The organism is Roseixanthobacter pseudopolyaromaticivorans, from assembly GCF_043195145.2.
In the GTDB taxonomy this organism is placed as follows: Bacteria; Pseudomonadota; Alphaproteobacteria; order Rhizobiales; family Xanthobacteraceae; genus NCEH01.
Genome location: NZ_CM195539.1, coordinates 170,382 through 190,328, shown reverse-complemented (window position 1 = coordinate 190,328; position 19,947 = coordinate 170,382). Strand labels below are relative to the sequence as shown.

Here is a 19,947-nt window from a genome sequence, read left to right as displayed (position 1 = left end):
CATGTCCGAGCAATTGGTGATCGTCGGAAACGGCATGGCGGCCGCCAAGCTCTGCGAGGAGCTGGCGCAGCGGGCGCTCGGCCGGTACGCGGTCGCGGTGATCGGAGCCGAGCCGCAGCTGGCCTATAATCGGGTCCTTCTGTCCGACGTGCTCGCGGGGAAGATTGATGTCGCCGATGCGCAGCTGAAGCCGGCCGCCTGGTGGCGCGATCGCGGCGTCACGCTGCTCTACGGCAATCCCGCGACCGCCATCGACCGGCGCGAGAAAACCGTCGCCCTCGCGGACGGCAGCCGCCTGCCCTACCAGCATCTGGTGCTCGCCACGGGGTCCCATCCCATCCGCCTGCCGGTGCCGGGCATGGACCTGCCGGGCGTGCGCACCTTTCGCGACCTCGCCGACGTGGCGGCCCTGATGGATGCGGCGAAGCCCGGCACGCGGGCCGTGGTCATCGGCGGCGGCCTGCTGGGCTTGGAGGCGGCGGCCGGCATCGCCGGCGCGGGCGCCAAGACCACCCTTGTCCATCTGATGGACCGCCTCATGGAGCGCCAGCTCGACGCCCGCGCCGCCGCCCTTCTGCGGCAGGCCGTGGAAGCACGCGGCATCGAAGTGCTGCTCAGCGCCTCGACCGCACAGGTGGAGGGCACCGACCATGTCACCGGCCTGCGGCTCGCCGACGGCCGGCTGATCCCCGCCGATCTCGTCGTCGTCTCCTGCGGCGTCAGGCCGAATGCCGATCTCGCCCGCGCCGCCGGGCTCGCCTGCAATCGCGGCGTGCTGGTGGACGATACCCTCACCACGGACGATCCCGCGATCCACGCCATGGGCGAATGCGCCGAGCATCGCGCCGCCGTCTACGGCCTGGTGGCGCCGGCCTATGAGCAGGCGCGGGTGCTCGCCTGCCGCTTCGCCGGAGAGGATGCGCTTTATGAAGGCAGCGCGGTCTCCACCAATCTGAAGGTCTCGGGCGTGCATGTCTTCTCGGCAGGCGACGTCACCGGCGGCCCCGGCACGGAAGACATCGTGCTCACCGACCGCGCCCTCGGCGTCTACCGGCGGCTGATCATTAAGGACGGGCTGCTGATCGGCGCCGTCCTCTACGGCGATACGGCCGACGGCCTGTTCTATCTCGACCTCATCACGAACCGCACCCCCATCGCGGCCCTGCGCGCGGACCTCGCCTTCGGGCCGGCCCCGCGCGATGCCGCGGCTTGAGGAGAACAAACATGGGCGGCGATTTCACCATCGACCAGAAGCGCTATCTCGAAGGCTTCGTCTCCGGCGCCCAGGTCGCGCGCGTGGCTCGTGTCCCCGGCGGGGCCGCGCCCGCTGCCGAACCCACCGGCCCGGATGCCGCAAGCCTCGCGGCCATGGCCCGCACTGAGGCGGAGGGCAGGAAGCTCAGCCCGGAGGAGAAGGCCAAGCGCGAGGAAATGGGCCTCGACAGCTACGCCCGCATGAAGGACGCCGCCCAGGCGGGCGAATTCCCCAAAGGGCAGGATATCCTGCGCTGGAAATACAATGGCCTGTTCTATGTCACCCCGGCGCAAGACAGCTTCATGTGCCGCCTGCGCATGCCCAACGGCATCCTCACCCATTGGCAGTTCCGCGGCATCGCCGATATCGCCCGCGACCATGGCGGCGGCTATTGCGACGTCACCACCCGCGCCAACCTGCAGATCCGGGAGATCCCGGCCGCCGACGGCATCATCCTGCTGGAGAAGGTGGTGGACCTTGGCCTCACGGCGCGCGGCACCGGCGGCGACAACATCCGCAACGTCACGGGCACCCCCACTGCCGGTATCGACCCGCAGGAATTGCTGGACACCCGCCCCTATGCGCGGGAATGGCACCACTACATCCTCAACACCCGCGCCATGTATGGCCTGCCGCGCAAGTTCAACGTGGCGTTCGACGGGGCCGGGCGCATCGGCGCGCTGGAGGACACCAACGACATCGGCTTCCAGGCGGTGGAGGTGCGCGCAGGCTTCGGCGTGGAGCCGGGCGTGTGGTTCCGCCTCGCGCTCGGCGGCATCACCGGCCATAAGGATTTCGCTCGCGACACCGGGGTGATCCTGGCGCCCAAGGACGCCACCCGGATCGCGGACGCCATCGTGCGCGTGTTCATCGACAGCGGCGACCGCACCGACCGCAAGAAGGCGCGTCTCAAATATGTGCTCGACGCCTGGGGCTTCGAGAAATTCCTTCTCGCCGTTGAGGAAAAGCTCGGCCACACGCTGCAGCGCATCCCCGCCGAAGCCGTTCTGCCGCGCCCGGAGGCCGACCGCATGGCCCATCTCGGGGTGCATCCGCAGAAGCAGCCGGGGCTGAACTGGATCGGCGTCGGCCTGCCCGTCGGACGCATCGAGGTGGCTCAGATGCACGCCCTCGCCGATATCGCCATGCGCCTGGGCGATGGCGATATACGCCTCACGGTGTGGCAAAATCTGCTGCTGTCCGGCATTCCCGACGCCCGCGTGGACGAGGCGAAGGCCGCCATCGCGGCGATCGGCCTCACCGCCGAGGCGAGCGCGCTGCAGGCCGGCATCGTCGCCTGCACCGGCTCGAAGGGGTGCCGCTTCGCCGCCGCCGACACCAAGGGCACCGCGCGCGCCATCGGTGCCCATTGCGGCCCGCGCGTCGCCTTGAGCGAACCGGTCAACATCCATGTCACCGGCTGCCACAACAGCTGCGCCCAGCATTATATCGGCGACATCGGCCTCATCGGCGCGCGCGTCGCCCTGAATGACGAGGGCGACACGGTGGACGGCTATCACTTGCTGGTGGGCGGCGGGTTCGGCACCAAGGCCGCCATCGCAGAGGAATTGTTCCACGACGTGAAGGCGGAAGACGCGCCGCTCCTGGTCGAGAAGCTTCTCAAGACCTGGCTCGCCCATCGCGAGGCGGGCGAGCCGTTCGCGGCCTTCACCCGCCGCATGGATGCGGAACAGCTGAAATCCCTCGTCGCTGCGGAGCCCGCGGAATGACTCTCCAGACCCGCCCGCCTGTGGTGCCCTTCCTGCCGGAGAGCGCCCCCTTCACCGCCGAGCAGCGCTCCTGGCTCAACGGCTTCTTCGCCGGTGTCTTCTCCTCCGACGTCGGTGCGACCAGCCTCTCCCCGTCCGAAAGCGCGGCCCTGCTCGGCGGCGCTCCGGCCGGCGAAGAGGACGACGGCGCGCCCTGGCACGATGCCTCCATGCCGCTCGACGAGCGCATGAAGCTCGCCGAGGGAAAAGCCTTGCCCCGCCGCATGATGGCGGCCATGGCCCAGCAGGATTGCGGCCAGTGCGGCTATCTGTGCGAAACCTATTCCAAGGCGATCGCTGACGGCACCGAGACCAAGCTCAATCTGTGCGCGCCGGGCGGCAAGGAAACCTTGCGCATGCTCAAGCAATTGGCGGCGGAGATGGACGGCGCCCCAGCCGCCCCGGCGGCGGATGCCGCGCCGGCGCAGCCCGCCGCCGCGCCGCGCTCGGCGCCCCTCGGGACGCGGGAAAATCCGGGCGAGGTGGTCTTCCTCGGCCGCTCGCGCCTGAACAAGGCCGGCTCGGAAAAGGAAACCTGGCACGTCGATTTCGACCTGACGGGCTCGGGGATCGAGTATCGCGTCGGCGACAGCTTCGGCCTGTTCCCTGTGAACGATCCCGATCTCGTGGACGCGGTGCTGGCGGCGCTTCATGCGCCCGCCGATTTCCCCATCAATGAGAAGACCCTGCACGATGTGCTGGCGCGCGAAGTGTGCCTTGGCGCGGCACCCGACGCGCTGTTCCACCTGATTTCCTACATCACCGGCGGCGCGCGCAAAGCCAAAGCGAAGGCGCTCGCGGCGGGCGAGGATCCGGACGGCGATGCCGCGACCCTTGACGTGCTGGCGGCGCTGGAGAAATTCCCCGGCATCCGGCCCGACCCGGAAGCCTTCATCGAATGCCTGGAGCCGCTCCAGCCGCGCCTGTATTCCATCTCGTCGAGCCCGCTGGCGACCCCCGGCCGGCTCTCCCTGACGGTGGATGCGGTGCGCTACGCCATCGGCTCGCGCACGCGCCACGGGGTCGCCTCCACCTTCCTCGGAGGCCGGGTGCCGGAGGGCACGCGGCTGAAGGCCTATATCCAGAAGGCGCACGGCTTCGCCTTGCCCGGAGATGCCTCCCGGAGCGTCATCATGGTGGGGCCCGGCACCGGCATCGCGCCGTTCCGCGCCTTCCTCCACGAGCGCATGGCGGCGAAGGCGCCAGGCAAGAACTGGCTGTTCTTCGGCCACCAGCGGCGCGACAGCGATTTCTTCTATGAAGACGAATTGCAGGGCATGCAGGCGCACGGCTGCCTGACACGGCTGGAGACCGCATGGTCGCGCGACGGCGCCGAGAAGGTCTATGTGCAGGACCGCATCCGCGAACATGGAGCGGAGCTTTGGGCGTGGCTCCAGGAGGGTGCGCATTTCTATATCTGCGGCGATGCCAAGCGCATGGCGAAGGATGTGGAACTGGCGGTGGCCGATGTGGCGGCGCTCCACGGCGGCATGGATCTCGACAAGGCCCGCGCCTTCATCGCCGACCTGAAAAAGGCCGGCCGCTATCAGGCTGACGTTTACTGAGAAGGCGCCGGCCATGAACGCACTTCCCCCCGCCCCCGCCGTCGCAACCACCTGTCCCTATTGCGGCGTCGGCTGCGGCGTGAAGGCAACGCCGGACGGACGCGGCGGCGCCCTGATCGCCGGCGACGCGGTGCATCCCGCCAATCTCGGCCGGCTGTGCTCGAAGGGCTCGGCCCTGGGCGAGACGCTCGCGCTGGACGCGCGCCTGCTTCGTCCCATGGTCCGCGCCGGCGACGGCGCATTGGCGGAAGCATCCTGGGATGCGGCGCTCGACCGTGTGGCCGCAGGCTTTCGCGATATCGTCGAACGCCACGGGCCGCAGGCGGTGGCCTTCTATCTCTCCGGCCAGTTGCTGACCGAGGATTATTACGTCGCCAACAAGCTCGCCAAGGGCTTCCTCGGCACGGCAAACGTGGACACCAATTCGCGCCTGTGCATGGCCTCCTCCGTGGCCGGCCACAAGCGCGCCTTCGGCTCCGACACCGTGCCGGGTGCCTATGAGGATCTCGACCAGGCGGACCTGATCGTCCTCACCGGCTCCAACACCGCCTGGTGCCACCCGGTGCTGTTCCGCCGCATGGTTGCGGCACGCGCGGCCCGCGGCACCAAGCTCGTGGTCATCGACCCGCGCCGCACCGCAACGGCTGAGGAAGCCGACCTGTTTCTGCCGATCGCGCACGGCGCCGACGCGGCTTTGTTTTCCGGCCTGCTGGTGCATCTGGAAAAGAGCGGCGCGCTCGATGCCGCCTTCATCGAAGCCCACACCGAGGGCTTCGCGGCGACCCTCAAGGAGGCCCGCGCCTTCACCCCGGACATTGCCGCCACGGCCGCCGCGACGGGCCTGTTCGACGATGAGGTCGCCCGCTTTTTCGAGATGTTCCGGTCTACGCGGCGGGTGGTGACCTGCTATTCGCAAGGGGTAAACCAGTCGGCGGTGGGCACCGACAAGGTCAACGCCATCCTCAATTGCCACTTGGCCACCGGGCGGATCGGCAAGCCCGGCATGGGGCCGTTCTCGCTGACCGGCCAGCCCAATGCCATGGGCGGGCGGGAGGTGGGCGGGCTCGCCAACCAGCTCGCCGCCCACATGGGCTTTTCTCCCGCCGAGGTGGACCTTGTGCGCCGGTTCTGGGACGCGCCCGCCATCGCCACCGCCGAGGGACACAAGGCGGTGCAGATGTTCGACGCCATCGCGCGCGGCGAGATCAAAGCGCTCTGGGTCATGGGCACCAATCCCGCCGTGAGCCTGCCGCAGGCGCGCGAGGTGCGTGCGGCGCTCGGCAAGCTGGACCTGTTCGTGCTGTCGGAGAACACGCGCGACAACGACACCGTCGCCTGCGCCCCCCATGTGCTGCTGCCAACGGCCGCCTGGGGTGAGAAGGACGGGACCGTCACCAATTCCGAGCGGCGCATCTCCCGCCAGCGACCCTTTCTGCCCTTGCCGGACAAGGTACGGCCCGATTGGTGGGCCATGGCGCAGGTGGCCGCACGGCTCGGCCACGGCGGCGCCTTCGCCTGGCGCGGCCCGGCCGATATCTTCCGCGAACATGCGGCCCTTTCCGGCTTCGAGAATGGCGGCACGCGCGATTTCGACATCTCCGGCCTCGCGACGCTTTCGGACGCCGAATACGAGAGCCTGGCGCCGGTGCAATGGCCGGTGCCGGAAGCTACGCGGGAGGGGCGCGCGCGCCTGTTCGCCGATGGCGGCTTCTTCACCCCGAGCGGCCGGGCCCGCTTCGTGGCGCCGGCGCGCGTCGAGGCGGCGCGCAGCGGCGGCTTCCCCTTCCTGCTCAACACCGGGCGGGTGCGCGACCACTGGCACACCATGACCCGCACTGGCCTCAGCCCGCGCCTCGCCGGCCATATCCGCGCGCCGTTCGTCGCCATCCATCCAGAGGACGCAGCCCCGCTCGGCCTTGGGGACGGCACGCTCGCGCGCATCACGTCCGCCCACGGCACCGCCGTCCTGGAAGTGCGGATCGATGCCGGGCAGCAGATCGGCACGCTGTTCGCGCCGATCCACTGGAGCGATGCGAATGCATCCGACGGCGCAGTCGGCGCCCTGGTGCACAAGCGCACCGACCCCCATTCCGGCCAGCCGGATCTCAAGGCAACGCCGGCGGCGCTCGCGCCGGCGCCCATGCGCAGCCGCGGTTTCCTGCTGGCCCGGCGGCGCCTCGATTTTTCGGCCGCGCCCCTTCCGGCCGGTTCGTGGTGGGCGCGTGCGGCTCTGGAAGGCGGCTTCGGCTGGCGCCTCGCGGCCCAGGGCGGTCCGCAGGAATGGGCCGATTGGGCGGGGGGTCTCGACCTGCCGGGGGATCGCACGGAATTGATGGACCTGCCGGGCGGTCATTACCGCACCGCCGCGTTCGATGCCCGTGGCCGGCTGGTGTTTGCGCTGCTGATGGGTCCGGCCGACGCGCCCCAGGCGTGGGATGGCCTGGCCGGCCTGCTGGCGGAGGAGACGGTCTCCCCCGAGGATCGGCGCGTGCTGCTCTCTGGCCGGCGGGCCGGGGCGCGAGGCCCGTGCGGACCACTGGTCTGCGCCTGCTTCGGCGTGCCGCGCGGTGCCATCACGGACGCCATCGCGGCCGGCGACCGGGATGCCGCCGCGATCGGCGCGCGCCTCAAGGCGGGGACCAATTGCGGCTCCTGCCTGCCGGAGATCCGGCAGATCCTTCTGGACGCGCGCGTGCCGGCCTGACCAGACGCGGGCTCTGAAACGAAAAGGCCGGGCAGATGCCCGGCCTCCTGAACTCTCACACCTGGAGCGCGCCGGATCAGTCCGCCGTCGGCTCCTTCTCGCCCTTGGCGCGCTCGATGCCTTCAAGGATCAGCGCCTTGGCTTCGCTCACATCGCCCCAGCGCACGATCTTGACCCATTTGTTGGGTTCGAGATCCTTGTAATGGGTGAAGAAGTGCTCGATCTGCTGGAGCGTGATGTCCGGCAGGTCGGAATAATTGATCACCTTGTCGTAGCGCTTGGTGAGCTTGGGTGCGGGAACGGCGATGATCTTCTCGTCGAAGCCGCCCTCGTCCTCCATCAGCAGCACGCCGACCGGGCGCACGCCGATGACGGCGCCGGGCACGATGGCGCGCGTATTGGCAATGAGAACGTCGCAGGGATCACCGTCGCCGGAGAGGGTGTGCGGAATGAAGCCGTAGTTTCCCGGGTACCGCATGGCGGTATAGAGGAAGCGATCAACGAACAGCGTACCGGCGTCCTTGTCCATCTCATACTTGATGGGCTCTCCGCCGATCGGCACCTCGATCACAACATTGACTTCGTCAGGCGGATTCTTGCCGATCTTGATGGCGTCGATGCGCATGGGGCCACTCACTTGAAGCTATGGATCTCGCGCCCTGTACGGACGGCGCGGCTACCGCTGCCAAGCGAAGGCGACTTTGTCCAGGGTTTTCGTGCCGAAGCGCTCGATGGAGGCTGCGACCGGTTGCCCTCCTAGCGATTCGTAGAAGCCCACGGCGCCGGCATTGTCCTTCAGCGCCCAGACCACCAGGCCGTTCAGGCCGGCGAGGGCGAGATCGCGCCGGGCGGCGGAAAACAGGCGCTGCCCGAAGCCCAGGCCCTGATAGACCGGCTTGAGATAGATTTCGTAGATCTCGCCGCCATAGGGCAGGTTCTTGGCGCGGTTGCCGCCGTAATTGGTGTAGCCGACCACCCCTTCGCCCGCGATCAGCACCGAAAGGCGACTGCCGCGCCCGATGGCCTGTTCCCACCAGGCCGGGCCGCGACGCTCCACCATCCGCTCCAGCTCCAGGCCGGGGATGAGGCCGCGATAGACTGAACGCCAAGCGCTGTCATGAACGTCCGCGATGGCGGGGGCGTCCTGGGGCTTCGCGCGACGTATCTCGATGAGGCCCGTACTCATGCCCCAATAGGAGCAAACCTGAGCCTCCGCATCAAGTGGCCTTATGTCACGAATGCGCGCCATCCCCTTTTGGGGAGCGCGGACCGGCGAAAGCTTGGCCGAAATGCCGGGGAAAGCCCCCCACGGATGGGAAATGTTTCACGTGAAACATACACTTAGCACAGACGAACAGGGGTTTCGTGACTCTTCTCCGTGGCTTTTCGGCCCACGACACCCCCTTTTCGGGCGAAGTTTCGCCCAAGATGAATCCAGCGCGGCCATTTTGCACGGGTCGTGGTTCAACCCCGTCGCCGAGTGCGCTAGGAAGGGGCATCGAACCGCGCGCGTCCCGCGCCGGGCGTGCCAGCGCGAGGCGCGATGTTCCGCTTCCTGTTCCGCTTCTTCGGCTTCTGGATCCTGGCCGGCGGTTTCGTCGCCCTGGTGGTGGATGGAACGCGCTCCATCGCCTCGAGCCGGCTGATCCTCACCTCCGCCCAGGACGCCTGGACCGCGCTCTCCCCCTCCACCTTCGCGGCCGCCCAGGCCAAGGTTACGGCGCTTTCGCCCCTCGCCTGGAGCGATGCCGCGATACCCGTGCTCGGCCTGCCGCTGTTCCTGCTGCTGGCGATCGTCGGCTTTCTCTTCCTCGCCATCGGCCGGGTGCGCCAGCGCTCGCGCTTCCTCGCCAACTGACCGACAACCGCCGGCGCAGCTGCGCCCCTCGCGCAATCGCCGGTCGATCCCCATATTGGGACACGAGACGTTCGAGCCCATGCCGGACGAGCGGCGGGCGCACGGTCAGCCCGGCTCGCTCCAGGCGGTCGCGACGGCCTCCCTCACCGAATGCGCGCCCGACGCCCGCCGCTTGCGGCGGTGCGCGGCGCAGAAGAGGAGCCCGCCATGTTCTGGTCGAAGAAGTCCCTGGACCTGCCCACCACCGCCGATGCCCTGCCCGGCCGCGCCGACGCGCTCAAGACCGCGCGTGCCCATTTCGTCAATCACAAGCCCTTGAAGGGTCCGTTCCCCGAGGGCATCGAAACCGCGGTGTTCGCGCTCGGCTGCTTCTGGGGTGCGGAGCGCAAGTTCTGGCAGGTGCCGGGCATCTATGTCACCGCCGTCGGCTATGTGGCGGGGCATACGCCCAACGCGACCTATCAGGAAGTCTGCTCCGGCCGCACCGGCCACACCGAGGGCGTGCTGGTGGCCTACGATCCCGCGCAGGTGAGCTTCGCCCAATTGCTGAAGGTGTTCTGGGAAAGCCACGACCCCACCCAGGGCATGCGGCAGGGCAATGACATCGGCACGCAATATCGCTCCGGCATCTATGCGCCCGACGCGGCGCGCCGGGCCGAGGCCGAAGCGTCCAAGGCCGCCTATCAGGCGGCGCTGAAGGCGAAGGGCTACGGCGCCATCACCACCGAGATCCGTGACGGCGGCCCGTTCTATTACGCCGAGGAAGACCACCAGCAGTATCTGGCCAAGAATCCGGCCGGCTATTGCGGGCTCGGCGGCACCGGGGTCTCCTGCCCCGTCGGCCTCGCGGCAGCCGCCGAATAGCACCCCATAACAATCGTGCGCGGCGCCCCGGATCTCCATCACCGGGGCGCCGCGCCTCTTTCCAAACGCCGAAGCCGCGTTTAAGCCGGGGTGCCTCTGAAGGAGCGTCCCATGGCCTTCGTCATTCCCGCCCCCGCCGTTCCGAGCCTTCCCGTCGAAGGCTCGCAAGATCGTTTCCCGGTTCACCGCATCTATTGCGTCGGGCGCAATTTCGCCGACCACGCCATCGAAATGGGGCACGACCCCGATCGCGAGCCGCCCTTCTTCTTCCAGAAGAACCCGGACAATCTGGTTCCGAGCGGCTCCACCATCCCCTATCCCAAGGGCACTTCGGACCTGCATTTCGAGGTGGAGATGGTGGTCGCGCTGAAGGCCGGCGGCGAGGATGTGCCGGTCGAGAAGGCGCTCGACCTGGTCTATGGCTATGGCGTCGGCCTCGATCTGACGCGCCGTGACCTCCAGGGCCAAGCGAAGAAGATGGGCCGCCCGTGGGAAGTGGGCAAGGCGTTCGAGCAGTCCGCCCCCTGCTCCGCTTTGGTGCCGGCCGACCGCATCGGCAATCCCCACACCGGCCGGGTCTGGCTGAGCGTCAACGGCCAATTGCGCCAGGATGGCGACCTCAACCAGATGATCTGGAAGGTGCCGGAAATGATCGCCACCCTCTCCACCCTGTTCCGCCTTGAGCCGGGCGACCTGATCTTCGCCGGCACCCCGGCCGGCGTCGGCGCGACGGTCGCCGGCGATTTCCTGGAAGGCGGCGTCGAGGGCGTGGCGAGCATCACCCTCACCATCGCCTGAAACGGCGGGCGTCCCTCACCTCAGCCCTCTCCCCTCGGGGAGAGGGGGAACTCCCCCACCCTTCCCGAGCGGACATAGGGAGGATTTCCTCTGTCCCACCTCTCCCCGCCGGGGAGAGGTCTCCCGCCGCGCGGGCGGGCGAGGGGTGGACGCTACGGTGTCCGGCGCTGGCGTCGGGGCGCGCTGCCGAGCCGCTCAGCTCTTCTTGGTGAGCAGTTTCTTGGGCCGGCGCTGGCGCGCCACGTCGAACAGCGAGAAGGTGCGGTTCACATAATTGGTGACGCCCGACATGCCGTCGATATGGCGCCGCAGGTCCGGCGTCATCTCCGCCTCCACCATGCGGATGGGGCGCGAGGGGTCCATGGTCTCGAAGCGCGCGTAGAACAGCGGCTCGCCCCGCTTGATGACGATGTCCTTCTTCGGCTCGTGCCACTCGAACGCCCACATGAGCTGGCGCGGCCAGTTCTCGATCGGGAACCGACCACCGATCAGCAGCCCGGGCAGCGGATTCGCCCGGTAATGATTGAAGGGCGGCAGCTGGTTGATATAGATCGGCTCGTCCGCCACGAACACGTAGGGCGTGATGAGCTGGAGGATCGGCCGCTCGGGATGGCGCCATTCCTTCGCCGAGACCAGGCTGATCATCTGCCCGAGATGCTTGGCGCGGATATTCGACTGGTCGCCCGCGGCGTTCACCAGGCTCGGCACGCGGGTCTTCTCGTCCACATGGAAGCGCAGATGCATGTCGATGGGCGAGACCACCTCGAACAGGCGGGCATCGTGGTCGATCACCGCCGGGCAATAGCGCACGGATTTGGGATGGCGCGCGGCCGGCTCCTCACGGACCACCTTGCGCGGGGCGTCCCAGATGAAGGTGCCCTTCTCCTGGTCGAACAGCCAGCCGACTTCCGCCACCCGGCTTGGAAGCCGTACCGCATGCCCAAACAGCTTCATTTTCGAGCGTCCCGACTCCCCTGACCCCGCCTTTGGGTCTAAGCATAATTCCCGCGCTTGAAAAGCCGGCGTGAGCGCGCGGGCGCGCGGATGGCCTTATTCGCGCCACGCTGCGCGCCACATAAGAAGCGGCAAACACCCGCGCGACGCGCCGGGTGCGGGAGAGCTGTGGATGGGCACGACCAGGGCGAAGGAGAGCCGCAGCAAGGGGCGCGACGCCTTTTTCCAGCGGGTCAAATTCCTAACGGCCTTGCTCGGATTTCTATCCGCACCGGCCGCGATCGGCATGGCGCTACGCCTGTTGGGTCATCTGACGCTGCGTTCCTCCCTGGTGTGGGCCATTCTAGCCTATCCCGTGATCATCGTGATTGCGGCCATCGTCGGCGTTTCGATGCTCTTCAGCTCGCCCTCCGCCGAGCTCTCCGGAGAGGGGACGCAGGTCGCGACGCTGGAGTCGGACGCGGACCGCCAGCAGGACCCATTTGCGGGCTGAAACCGCGACGCCGCGGGTCTAGAGCCGTCTCACATCCGATTTGCCGGCCTTTCCGCACGGAAATGCACCCAAGGACGCTTGCGGTGGGAACAGAAGCATGGCTGCGTCGTCCTCTGCCTGAGCGCCGGTAGCGGTTCTGGCGCCGATATCATCGCCTGACCGTTCGAGACCCCTGCCATGAAGCTTTTCGAATGCCAGAATTGCCGCAATCCCGTGCATTTCGACAACCGGTTCTGCGTGAATTGCGGCTATCGGCTGGGTTACCTGCCCGATAAGAATACCATCTCCGCGGTGGAGCCCGACGACGCCACCTGGACTGCGCTTGCGGATCGCACCCGCCCCTATCTGTTCTGCGACAATGCGCAATATGACGCCTGCAACTGGCTGATCCCGGCCGACGCCGGCCGCACCACGTGCGAGGCCTGCCGCCACAATCGCACGGTGCCGGACCTTTCAATCGAAGAGAACCTGACCCGCTGGCGCAAGATGGAGCTGGCCAAGCACCATCTGTTCTATTCCCTGCTGCGGTGGCGCCTGCCCATGCCCGACCGGACGGAGGAGCCGGAGAGCGGGCTCGCCTTCGACTTTCTCGCGGATGTCACCACGCCGAGCGGGGATTCCGAACGTGTGCTCACGGGCCATGACAACGGCATCATCACCATCAACATCGCCGAGGCGGACGATGCGGAACGGGAGGCGCGGCGGACCAGCATGAAGGAGCCGTACCGCACGCTCCTCGGCCATTTCCGCCATGAGGTGGGCCATTATTATTGGGATCGCCTGGTGCGCGACGGCAACAAGCTGGACGGCTTCCGCACCGTGTTCGGCGACGAGCGGGCGGATTATGGCGAGGCGCTCCAGCGCCATTACGACAATGGTCCGCCCGCCGGCTGGCAGGACGCCTTCATCAGCTCCTATGCCACCGCCCATCCCTGGGAGGATTTCGCGGAAACCTGGGCCCATTACCTCCACATGGTGGACGCGCTCGAAACCGCGGGAGCGTTCGGCATCAAGCTGCGGCCGAAGATCCGCAAGGCGGCGGAGCTGGCGCTGGAGGTGGACTTCAAGCCCTACCAGGCCACAAGCGCGGAGGAATTGGTGGAGGCGTTCGTGCCCCTGACGGTGGCGGTGAATTCCATCAACCGCTCCATGGGGCAACCGGATCTCTATCCGTTCGTGCTGTCCCTGCCCGTCACGCAGAAGCTCCAGTTCATCCACGACCTGCTGGTGCACAGCGAGGACGTGACCGCGCCGGCGCCGTCCGACACCAAGGTGGACCGGCCGATCGAGGGCCGCACGCCGAAAATGGAAACCCAGGCCGGGTGAAGCCCGGCACATAAAGAAATGCCCCGCTCTCCGGGGGGAAGAGAGCGGGGCCTTGGAGGTCACCGTTGGGGGCCGGTGACACCCTAAGAACGCGCAAGCTGGGGGCGGGTTCCCGCCTGCGCAAAAATTCTTGTCCCTCGCCGCGCGGCTCAGTTCATGCTGGCGCGCTTGGTGCGCGCGGCGCGGGCGGACGACAGTTTCGGGCGTCCCGCCTTTGCGGCCGGCATCGTTGCCGCCGCCGCGACGGCGGCTTCCATGGGGACCACCTGCGGCCCGGAATTCACCATATGGGCCTGGGCGCGGATCTGGCGCAGCACGGGCGTCAGCAACTGATGCGCGAGGGCAATGCCGGCTTCGGCATCGGTCTTGTCGACGCCTTCCCTTACGAAATTCAACTTCGCCCGCAACGCGAGCTCCAGATGATCGACATCGTCGCGGTGCTTGCCGGCCACGAGTTCCGCACCGAGCAGGCGGATCAGATTGAGCAAGGCGGCGAGGGTGACCTTTGTGACGGCGTCGATATCGGTGGTCTGATTAGGCATATGCCTCTCCACGAGAAGACCCTTGTTCTTTACGTACTGGCTCACCTGCATTGGTCGGCGTCATTATCCTCCCATACCGCCGAGGGTGCAGCCAAAATTGAAACGAATGCCGTCTATGACGCACCTTGCGGGAGCAAGCTTGCGCGAAGCTGCCTTAAGGTACGTGGCGGGTCACCCTCCATCAGGCTATTTTCCGGCAATACACGGGGGTGACCATGAGCGGTGTCGAACGGGCGTTGGTGTTCTATAGCCGAGTGGATGTGGCCGGCCCCTGGGCACAGGCCCTGCGGGACCAGATGCCGGACCTGGACGTGCGGATCGCGCCCGACACCGGCGACCCCGCGGAGGTAAGATACGCCCTCGTCTGGAAGCCGCCGCACGGGTTTTTCAATGAATTTCAAAATCTTGAGCTTGTCGTTAATTTGGGCGCCGGCGTCGATGCGCTGATGGCGCGGGATGACTTACCCAACGTTCCCATTACCCGCGTCTCGGACCCGGACATGGGCCGCATGATGGCCTCGTTTGTGCTCATGGCGGTGTTACGTCACGCACGAAACATCCCCATTTTCGAGAAGGCCCAACGGGAGCACCGCTGGCACTATGTGCACCCCCGCACAGCGGACGAGATTACCGTCGGCGTGCTGGGACTCGGCGAATTGGGGGCGATGGCGGCGCACGAACTGACCCGACAGGGCTTCAATGTGCGCGGCTGGTCCCGTTCCGCCAAGGATTTACCGGGAATCACCTGCTTCCACGGGCTTGATTCGCTCGAATCTTTCCTTGGGTCATGCGAGATTCTCGTGGTCATGCTGCCCCTGACCGGGGAAACCCACGGCCTGATCGACGCAAAACGCCTCTCCCAGCTGCCGCGCGGCGCCACATTCATCAATGTCGCCCGGGGGCCGATCGTGGACGAGGAGGCGCTGATCGCCGCGCTCCAGTCCGGCCAGATCGGCGAAGCGACGCTGGATGTGTTCGCCCACGAGCCGCTGCCGCCGGAAAGCCCGCTCTGGGCCATGGAGAACGTGCTGATCACCCCGCATCTCGCCTCGGTCGCCATTCCCAAATCGGCGGCGGCGCAGATCGCGGAGAACATCCGCCGGGTGCGCGCGGGGCAAGAGGTGCTGAACCGCGTCGATCCGCACCTCGGCTATTGAGCCTCGCGGATGGGAGAAACGCCCGCTTCGTGGAGGAAACTCCGCGTTGCGGGGGATTCCCCGCATCCCGGGGCCCTCACCCCTTCAGGCATGCCGCGTGGTAAGCGACATGGCCGGCCATGAATGTGGAGATGAAATAATAGGAATGGTCGTAGCCATCCCGTAACGTCAGGGCGAGCGGGATGCCAGCCTTGGCGCAGGCCTCTTCCAGCAGCCAGGGGCGCAGACCGTCCTGCAGGAAGCCGTCCGCCGCCCCCTGGTCCACCAAGAATTCGGGAAAGCGGTGCCCGTCCTCGATGAGGGCGCAGGCATCATAGGCGCGCCATGCCGCAGCGTCGGGGCCGAGATATTTCTCGAACGCCGGGCGCGACCAGCCCGCGTCCATGGGGTGGACGATGGGCGCGAAGGCGGAACAGCTCTTGAAGCGGCCGGGATTTTTCAGCGCCAGAGTCAGGGCGCCGTGCCCGCCCATGGAATGGCCGAAGATGCCCTGGCGCGCCATGTCGCAAGGGAAATGCGCAGCCACCAGGGCCGGCAATTCGTGCCCCACATAGCTCGCCATACGGTAATTTTCGGCATAGGGCGCCTGCGTGGCATCCAGATAGAAGCCGGCGCCGGAGCCGAATTGCCAATTGTCCGGCTCGTCGGGCACCCCCGCGCCGCGCGGCGAGGTATCCGGGCAGACAATCATGATGCCGTGTTCGGCGGCGGCGCGGCGATACTCGCCCTTCTCCATGACGTTCGCATGGGTGCAGGTGAGGCCCGAGAGATACCACAGCACCGGCACCGGCCCGTGCTCCGCCTGGGGCGGAACATAGACCGCGAAGGTCATGGGGCAGCGCGTCTCGCGCGACTCGTGGCGATAGACGCCCTGCACCCCGCCGAACGCCTTCGCCCGCGAGAGGGTCTCCATCAGAACAGGACCACCGAGCGAATCGACTTGCCCTCGTGCATCAGGTCGAAGGCCGTGTTGATCTCTTCGAGCGGCATGGTGTGGGTGATGAGAGGATCGATCTGGATCTTCCCCTCCATGTACCATTCGACGATCTTGGGCACGTCGGTGCGGCCGCGCGCGCCGCCGAAGGCCGAGCCGCGCCAGTTGCGGCCGGTGACCAGCTGGAACGGACGGGTGGAGATTTCCGCCCCCGCCGGCGCCACGCCGATGACGATGGAGGTGCCCCAGCCGCGATGGCAGCATTCCAGCGCTTGGCGCATCACGTCCACATTGCCGGTGCAGTCGAAGGAGAAATCGGCCCCGCCGTCGGTCAGGTCCTGGATCGCCTGCACCACCTTGTCGTTGCCGACCTCGCGCGGGTTGACGAAATCGGTCATGCCGAACCGCTTCGCCATCTCCACCTTGGCGGGGTTGATGTCCACGCCGATGATCTTGTCGGCGCCCACCATCCGCGCGCCCTGGATGACGTTGAGGCCGATGCCCCCTAAGCCGAACACCACCACGTTCGCGCCGGGCCACACCTTGGCGGTGTAGATCACCGCGCCGATGCCTGTGGTCACGCCGCAGCCGATGTAGCAGATCTTGTCGAAGGGGGCGTCCGCCCGCACCTTCGCCAGTGCGATCTCGGGCAGCACGGTGAAATTGGAGAAGGTGGAGCAGCCCATGTAATGGAAGATCTCGCCGCCGTCGCAGGAGAAGCGGCTGGTGCGATCCGGCATCAGGCCCTGGCCCTGGGTGGCACGGATGGAGGTGCACAGGTTCGAGCGCTGGGAGAGGCAGGTCTTGCACTGCCGGCATTCCGGCGTGTAGAGCGGAATCACATGGTCGCCGACCTTCAGCGAGGTCACGCCCGCACCCACCTCGCGCACGATGCCCGCGCCCTCATGGCCGAGGATGGCGGGGAACTTACCCTCCGAATCCAGCCCGTCCAGCGTATAGGCGTCCGTGTGGCACACGCCGGTGGCCATGATCTCCACCAGCACTTCGCCCGCCTTGGGGCCGCCGATTTCGATGGTCTCGATGGTGAGGGGCTTCTTGGCTTCCCAGGCGACCGCAGCGCGCGTCTTCATGGCGTTCTCCGCAGATGTGACCGCCCGCCGCGCGGGCCTGCGCTCCTATAGCTTTGTTCTTTCCGGCAGGGAATCGCGTTTGCGACATGCGGTGCCGGCTGGAGAAAAGCAGCCCCCTAACCCCGCTTCATGGCGAAGCGCTTCAGCCCCTCGGCCATGGCGAGATAGGCGACGACCAGCAGCGCCAATGCCCCGAGCAGGGCGGGCGGCAGCAAGGCGAAGCCGAACCAGGCGCCGAATGGCGTGAACGGCAGCACCATCGCCACCAGCAACGCGCCGAGCGAGGAGGCGGCAAGCAGCGGATGGGGCAGGTCCGCCCACGGCCGCGCGCGGGTGCGGATGATGAAGATGACGAGGATCTGCGTCGCCATGGATTCCAGGAACCAGGCGGTGCGGAAGGCATCCGGCGTCACGTGGAACAGGAAGATCAGGCCGCCGAAGGTGAGCAGGTCGAACACCGAGGAGAGCGGGCCCATGATGGCCGCGAACCGCACCAGCCCGGACATATCCCACACCTGCGGGCGTGCCAGCGCCTCAGCGCGCACCCGGTCGAACGGGATGCCGATTTCCGAGAGGTCGTAGAGCAGGTTGTTGAGCAGGATCTGGGTCGGCAGCATGGGCAGGAACGGCAGGAACAGGGAGGCCGCCGCCATGGAGAGCATGTTGCCGAAATTGGAGCTGGCGGCCATGCGCACATATTTGAGGATGTTGACGAAGGTGCGCCGCCCTTCCTCCACCCCGTCCGCCACCACGCCGAGATCGCTTTCCAGCAGGATCATGTCCGCCGCCGCCTGGGCGACGCCGGTGGCGCCGTCCACGGACAGGCCGATATCGGCGGCTTTGAGCCCCGGCGCGTCGTTGATGCCGTCGCCGAGAAACCCCACCACCGCGCCCCGCGCCTGGAGCGCTTTGACGATGCGCGACTTCTGGTCCGGCGCGAGGCGGCCGTAGGCATCCACCTCGCGCACCCGCACCGCCAGCGCATCGTCGCTCAGGGCCGCCACGTCGGCCCCGGAGAGCACCTCGTCCGCCTTCAGCCCAACGAGGCCGGCGAGGCGCCGCACCACCACCGGGTCGTCGCCGGAGAGGATCTTCAGCCGCACCCCGGCCTTGGCGAGGCGCGCGATGGCGGCGGCGGCGGTGGCCTTGGGCGGATCGGCGAAGGCGCACAGGCCCTCGAACACCAGCCCGGTTTCATCCGCTGCGGTCAGTTCGCGCGGCGCACCGGTCCAGGGTTTCGAGGCCACCGCCACCGCGCGCAATCCCTCGCCCGCCAGCGCCTGGACCAAAGCGTGCGCCTGCGCCTGCGCGGCCGCGTCCATGGGGCTGCCGTCGCGGCGCGTGGCGCACAGTTTCAGCACGCCCTCCGGCGCGCCCTTCACGATCAGCAGATGCGCATCCGGCCCCCTCACCAGAACCGAGCCGATGCGGCGGGAAAAATCGAAGGCGTGCACTTCCTCCATCACCCAATCGGCCGCCGGATCGTGCCGGCATTCCAGCAGCGCCGCATCAAGCGCGCCACGATCGCCGCCGAGGCGGGCCGCGAGCTTGGCCAAGGTGGCGGCGCGCGGGTCTTCCGCGCCGGTGGGATCGAGGCTTTTCGCTAGCGTGATATGGGCTTCGGTGAGGGTGCCGGTCTTGTCCGTGCACAGCACATTCATGGCGCCGAGATCGTGGATCGCGGCGAGGCGCTTCACGATCACCTTGCGCGCCGCCATGCGCAGCGCGCCGCGCGAGAGGGTCACGGTGGTGATCATGGGCAGCAGTTCGGGCGTCAGGCCCACCGCGAGCGCCACCGCGAACATCAGCGATTCCAGCACCGGGCGGCCGAACAGCATGTGCGCGGTCAGCACCAGCAGCACTAGCGCCAGGGTGAGCCGGGCCGTCAGCAGGCCGAAGGCGTGGAGGTCGCGCTGGAAGGGCGAGGGGGCCTGCACCTCCGCGAGCGCGGACGCCGCCTCACCGAACAGGCTGTCGCGGCCGGTGTGGACCACCAGGGCCAGCGCCTCGCCGGTCTGCGCCACCGCGCCACGAAACACCGCATTGTCGGCTTCGGCGGGCATGGCGGAGGCGATCACGCCCGGCTGTTTGCGCACCGGATAGGGTTCGCCGGTCAGTGCCGCCTCATCGCAGGTGAAGGCGTTCGCCTCCAGCACCCGCGCGTCGGCGGGAATGATGTCGCCGGCGCGGATGCGCACCAGATCGCCCGGCACGAGATCGCCCACGTCCACTTCGACGAAGGCACCGTCACGCTTGGCCTCCGCCTTCACGGCGACCGAGCGGCGCAGCATCTCGGCGGCCTTGAGCGCCTGGCCCTCCTGAACCGTATCGAGAATGATGGAAAGGCCGAGGATGGCGAGAATGATCGTGCCGCCCACCGCGTCGCCGGTCGCCACCGACACCGCGCCGGCGGCCAGCAGAATCAGCGAAAGCGGCTCCAGCAGGCGCCGCACCACGGCGCGCACCGCACCCACCTTCTTGGGCTGGCTGTCGGCGTTCACGCCATATCGGGCGCGGCGGTCCTCGACCTCGGCCGCGCTCAGGCCGCCCGACGTGCAGCCGAGCCCCGAGAGCATGGCCGCAACGGGCAAGGTCCAGAAAGGTTTGTCCGATACGGCCATGATATCCTGGAACCCT

Annotated in this window: 17 protein-coding genes; 10 read left to right on the top strand and 7 right to left on the bottom strand. The window is 67.7% G+C overall.

Annotated elements, in window-relative coordinates:
- Nucleotide 1: 1 nt before the first annotated feature.
- Genes V5F68_RS00850 through V5F68_RS00835 form a run of 4 tightly spaced genes read left to right on the top strand, consistent with a single transcriptional unit; the run spans nucleotide 2 to nucleotide 7,293 of the window.
- Entirely contained in the window at nucleotides 2-1,213 is a 1,212-nt protein-coding gene (locus V5F68_RS00850; RefSeq protein ID WP_394012632.1) for an NAD(P)/FAD-dependent oxidoreductase, read from the top strand.
- Between the two features lie 11 nt (nucleotides 1,214-1,224).
- A complete protein-coding gene (locus V5F68_RS00845) occupies nucleotides 1,225-2,985 on the top strand; it encodes a NirA family protein (RefSeq protein ID WP_394012633.1) in 1,761 nt (586 codons plus the stop codon).
- On the top strand, nucleotides 2,982-4,589 hold the full coding sequence (locus tag V5F68_RS00840) for a sulfite reductase subunit alpha (protein ID WP_394012634.1): 1,608 nt from the start codon (nucleotides 2,982-2,984) through the stop codon (nucleotides 4,587-4,589). The genes V5F68_RS00845 and V5F68_RS00840 overlap by 4 nt, the downstream gene beginning before the upstream one ends.
- 13 nt (nucleotides 4,590-4,602) lie before the next feature.
- Nucleotides 4,603-7,293 (top strand): nitrate reductase, encoded by a 2,691-nt coding sequence (locus V5F68_RS00835; protein WP_394012635.1) that lies wholly within the window; start codon nucleotides 4,603-4,605, stop codon nucleotides 7,291-7,293.
- 76 nt (nucleotides 7,294-7,369) lie between these two features.
- On the opposite strand, the gene ppa is transcribed toward V5F68_RS00835, so the two are convergent.
- Nucleotides 7,370-7,918 (bottom strand): inorganic diphosphatase, encoded by a 549-nt coding sequence (gene ppa, locus V5F68_RS00830; protein WP_394012636.1) that lies wholly within the window; start codon nucleotides 7,916-7,918, stop codon nucleotides 7,370-7,372.
- Nucleotides 7,919-7,969: 51 nt separating this feature from the next.
- Complete coding sequence (locus V5F68_RS00825; RefSeq protein ID WP_348847490.1) at nucleotides 7,970-8,479, bottom strand: GNAT family N-acetyltransferase; 510 nt, start codon at nucleotides 8,477-8,479, stop codon at nucleotides 7,970-7,972.
- A 357-nt stretch (nucleotides 8,480-8,836) separates the two neighbouring features.
- Here V5F68_RS00825 and V5F68_RS00820 point away from each other — a divergent pair, with 357 nt between their 5' ends.
- The 3 genes from V5F68_RS00820 (at nucleotide 8,837) to V5F68_RS00810 (ending at nucleotide 10,813) form a co-directional block, all read left to right on the top strand.
- Nucleotides 8,837-9,151, top strand: a complete 315-nt coding sequence (locus V5F68_RS00820; protein ID WP_394012637.1) for a hypothetical protein — start codon at nucleotides 8,837-8,839, stop codon at nucleotides 9,149-9,151.
- A gap of 207 nt (nucleotides 9,152-9,358) precedes the next feature.
- Nucleotides 9,359-10,015, top strand: coding sequence for a peptide-methionine (S)-S-oxide reductase MsrA (gene msrA, locus V5F68_RS00815; RefSeq protein WP_394012638.1), 657 nt, complete (start codon nucleotides 9,359-9,361; stop codon nucleotides 10,013-10,015).
- 111 nt (nucleotides 10,016-10,126) lie between these two features.
- The gene (locus V5F68_RS00810; RefSeq protein WP_348847493.1) at nucleotides 10,127-10,813 is read left to right on the top strand and encodes a fumarylacetoacetate hydrolase family protein; all 687 of its coding nucleotides are present in this window, start codon (nucleotides 10,127-10,129) and stop codon (nucleotides 10,811-10,813) included.
- Nucleotides 10,814-11,008: 195 nt separating this feature from the next.
- Here the strand turns inward: V5F68_RS00810 and V5F68_RS00805 are convergent, their stop codons facing one another.
- The gene (locus V5F68_RS00805; RefSeq protein ID WP_394012639.1) at nucleotides 11,009-11,767 is read right to left on the bottom strand and encodes a hypothetical protein; all 759 of its coding nucleotides are present in this window, start codon (nucleotides 11,765-11,767) and stop codon (nucleotides 11,009-11,011) included.
- 70 nt (nucleotides 11,768-11,837) lie between these two features.
- On the opposite strand from V5F68_RS00805, the gene V5F68_RS00800 reads away from it, so the two are divergent.
- Entirely contained in the window at nucleotides 11,838-12,260 is a 423-nt protein-coding gene (locus V5F68_RS00800; protein WP_394012640.1) for a hypothetical protein, read from the top strand.
- A gap of 177 nt (nucleotides 12,261-12,437) precedes the next feature.
- Nucleotides 12,438-13,586 carry a zinc-binding metallopeptidase family protein gene (locus V5F68_RS00795; protein ID WP_394012641.1) on the top strand — a complete coding sequence of 383 codons (1,149 nt, stop codon included), beginning with the start codon at nucleotides 12,438-12,440 and terminating at the stop codon, nucleotides 13,584-13,586.
- Nucleotides 13,587-13,735: 149 nt separating this feature from the next.
- On the opposite strand, the gene V5F68_RS00790 is transcribed toward V5F68_RS00795, so the two are convergent.
- Nucleotides 13,736-14,128, bottom strand: a complete 393-nt coding sequence (locus tag V5F68_RS00790; protein ID WP_394012642.1) for a hypothetical protein — start codon at nucleotides 14,126-14,128, stop codon at nucleotides 13,736-13,738.
- A gap of 215 nt (nucleotides 14,129-14,343) precedes the next feature.
- Here V5F68_RS00790 and V5F68_RS00785 point away from each other — a divergent pair, with 215 nt between their 5' ends.
- A complete protein-coding gene (locus V5F68_RS00785) occupies nucleotides 14,344-15,285 on the top strand; it encodes a 2-hydroxyacid dehydrogenase (RefSeq protein ID WP_394012643.1) in 942 nt (313 codons plus the stop codon).
- 76 nt (nucleotides 15,286-15,361) lie between these two features.
- On the opposite strand, the gene fghA is transcribed toward V5F68_RS00785, so the two are convergent.
- From fghA to mgtA, 3 genes are all read right to left on the bottom strand, one after another.
- The gene (gene fghA / locus V5F68_RS00780) at nucleotides 15,362-16,198 is read right to left on the bottom strand and encodes an S-formylglutathione hydrolase (RefSeq protein WP_394012644.1); all 837 of its coding nucleotides are present in this window, start codon (nucleotides 16,196-16,198) and stop codon (nucleotides 15,362-15,364) included.
- Nucleotides 16,198-17,310 carry an S-(hydroxymethyl)glutathione dehydrogenase/class III alcohol dehydrogenase gene (locus tag V5F68_RS00775; protein ID WP_394012645.1) on the bottom strand — a complete coding sequence of 371 codons (1,113 nt, stop codon included), beginning with the start codon at nucleotides 17,308-17,310 and terminating at the stop codon, nucleotides 16,198-16,200. Before V5F68_RS00775 ends, fghA begins: the two co-directional genes overlap by 1 nt.
- Nucleotides 17,311-17,426: 116 nt before the next feature.
- Entirely contained in the window at nucleotides 17,427-19,931 is a 2,505-nt protein-coding gene (mgtA, locus tag V5F68_RS00770) for a magnesium-translocating P-type ATPase (protein WP_394012646.1), read from the bottom strand.
- Nucleotides 19,932-19,947 lie beyond the last annotated feature (16 nt).

What these genes read in the sequence shown, in the direction of transcription:
- fghA (WP_394012644.1), bottom strand. Translation starts at nt 16,198, where the DNA reads ATGGAGACCCTCTCGCGGGCGAAGGCGTTCGGCGGGGTGCAGGGCGTC.
- V5F68_RS00845 (WP_394012633.1), top strand. Translation starts at nt 1,225, where the DNA reads ATGGGCGGCGATTTCACCATCGACCAGAAGCGCTATCTCGAAGGCTTC.
- ppa (WP_394012636.1), bottom strand. Translation starts at nt 7,918, where the DNA reads ATGCGCATCGACGCCATCAAGATCGGCAAGAATCCGCCTGACGAAGTC.
- V5F68_RS00850 (WP_394012632.1), top strand. Translation starts at nt 2, where the DNA reads ATGTCCGAGCAATTGGTGATCGTCGGAAACGGCATGGCGGCCGCCAAG.
- V5F68_RS00805 (WP_394012639.1), bottom strand. Translation starts at nt 11,767, where the DNA reads ATGAAGCTGTTTGGGCATGCGGTACGGCTTCCAAGCCGGGTGGCGGAA.
- V5F68_RS00790 (WP_394012642.1), bottom strand. Translation starts at nt 14,128, where the DNA reads ATGCCTAATCAGACCACCGATATCGACGCCGTCACAAAGGTCACCCTC.
- V5F68_RS00840 (WP_394012634.1), top strand. Translation starts at nt 2,982, where the DNA reads ATGACTCTCCAGACCCGCCCGCCTGTGGTGCCCTTCCTGCCGGAGAGC.
- msrA (WP_394012638.1), top strand. Translation starts at nt 9,359, where the DNA reads ATGTTCTGGTCGAAGAAGTCCCTGGACCTGCCCACCACCGCCGATGCC.
- mgtA (WP_394012646.1), bottom strand. Translation starts at nt 19,931, where the DNA reads ATGGCCGTATCGGACAAACCTTTCTGGACCTTGCCCGTTGCGGCCATG.
- V5F68_RS00810 (WP_348847493.1), top strand. Translation starts at nt 10,127, where the DNA reads ATGGCCTTCGTCATTCCCGCCCCCGCCGTTCCGAGCCTTCCCGTCGAA.
- V5F68_RS00835 (WP_394012635.1), top strand. Translation starts at nt 4,603, where the DNA reads ATGAACGCACTTCCCCCCGCCCCCGCCGTCGCAACCACCTGTCCCTAT.
- V5F68_RS00785 (WP_394012643.1), top strand. Translation starts at nt 14,344, where the DNA reads ATGAGCGGTGTCGAACGGGCGTTGGTGTTCTATAGCCGAGTGGATGTG.
- V5F68_RS00825 (WP_348847490.1), bottom strand. Translation starts at nt 8,479, where the DNA reads ATGAGTACGGGCCTCATCGAGATACGTCGCGCGAAGCCCCAGGACGCC.
- V5F68_RS00775 (WP_394012645.1), bottom strand. Translation starts at nt 17,310, where the DNA reads ATGAAGACGCGCGCTGCGGTCGCCTGGGAAGCCAAGAAGCCCCTCACC.
- V5F68_RS00795 (WP_394012641.1), top strand. Translation starts at nt 12,438, where the DNA reads ATGAAGCTTTTCGAATGCCAGAATTGCCGCAATCCCGTGCATTTCGAC.
- V5F68_RS00820 (WP_394012637.1), top strand. Translation starts at nt 8,837, where the DNA reads ATGTTCCGCTTCCTGTTCCGCTTCTTCGGCTTCTGGATCCTGGCCGGC.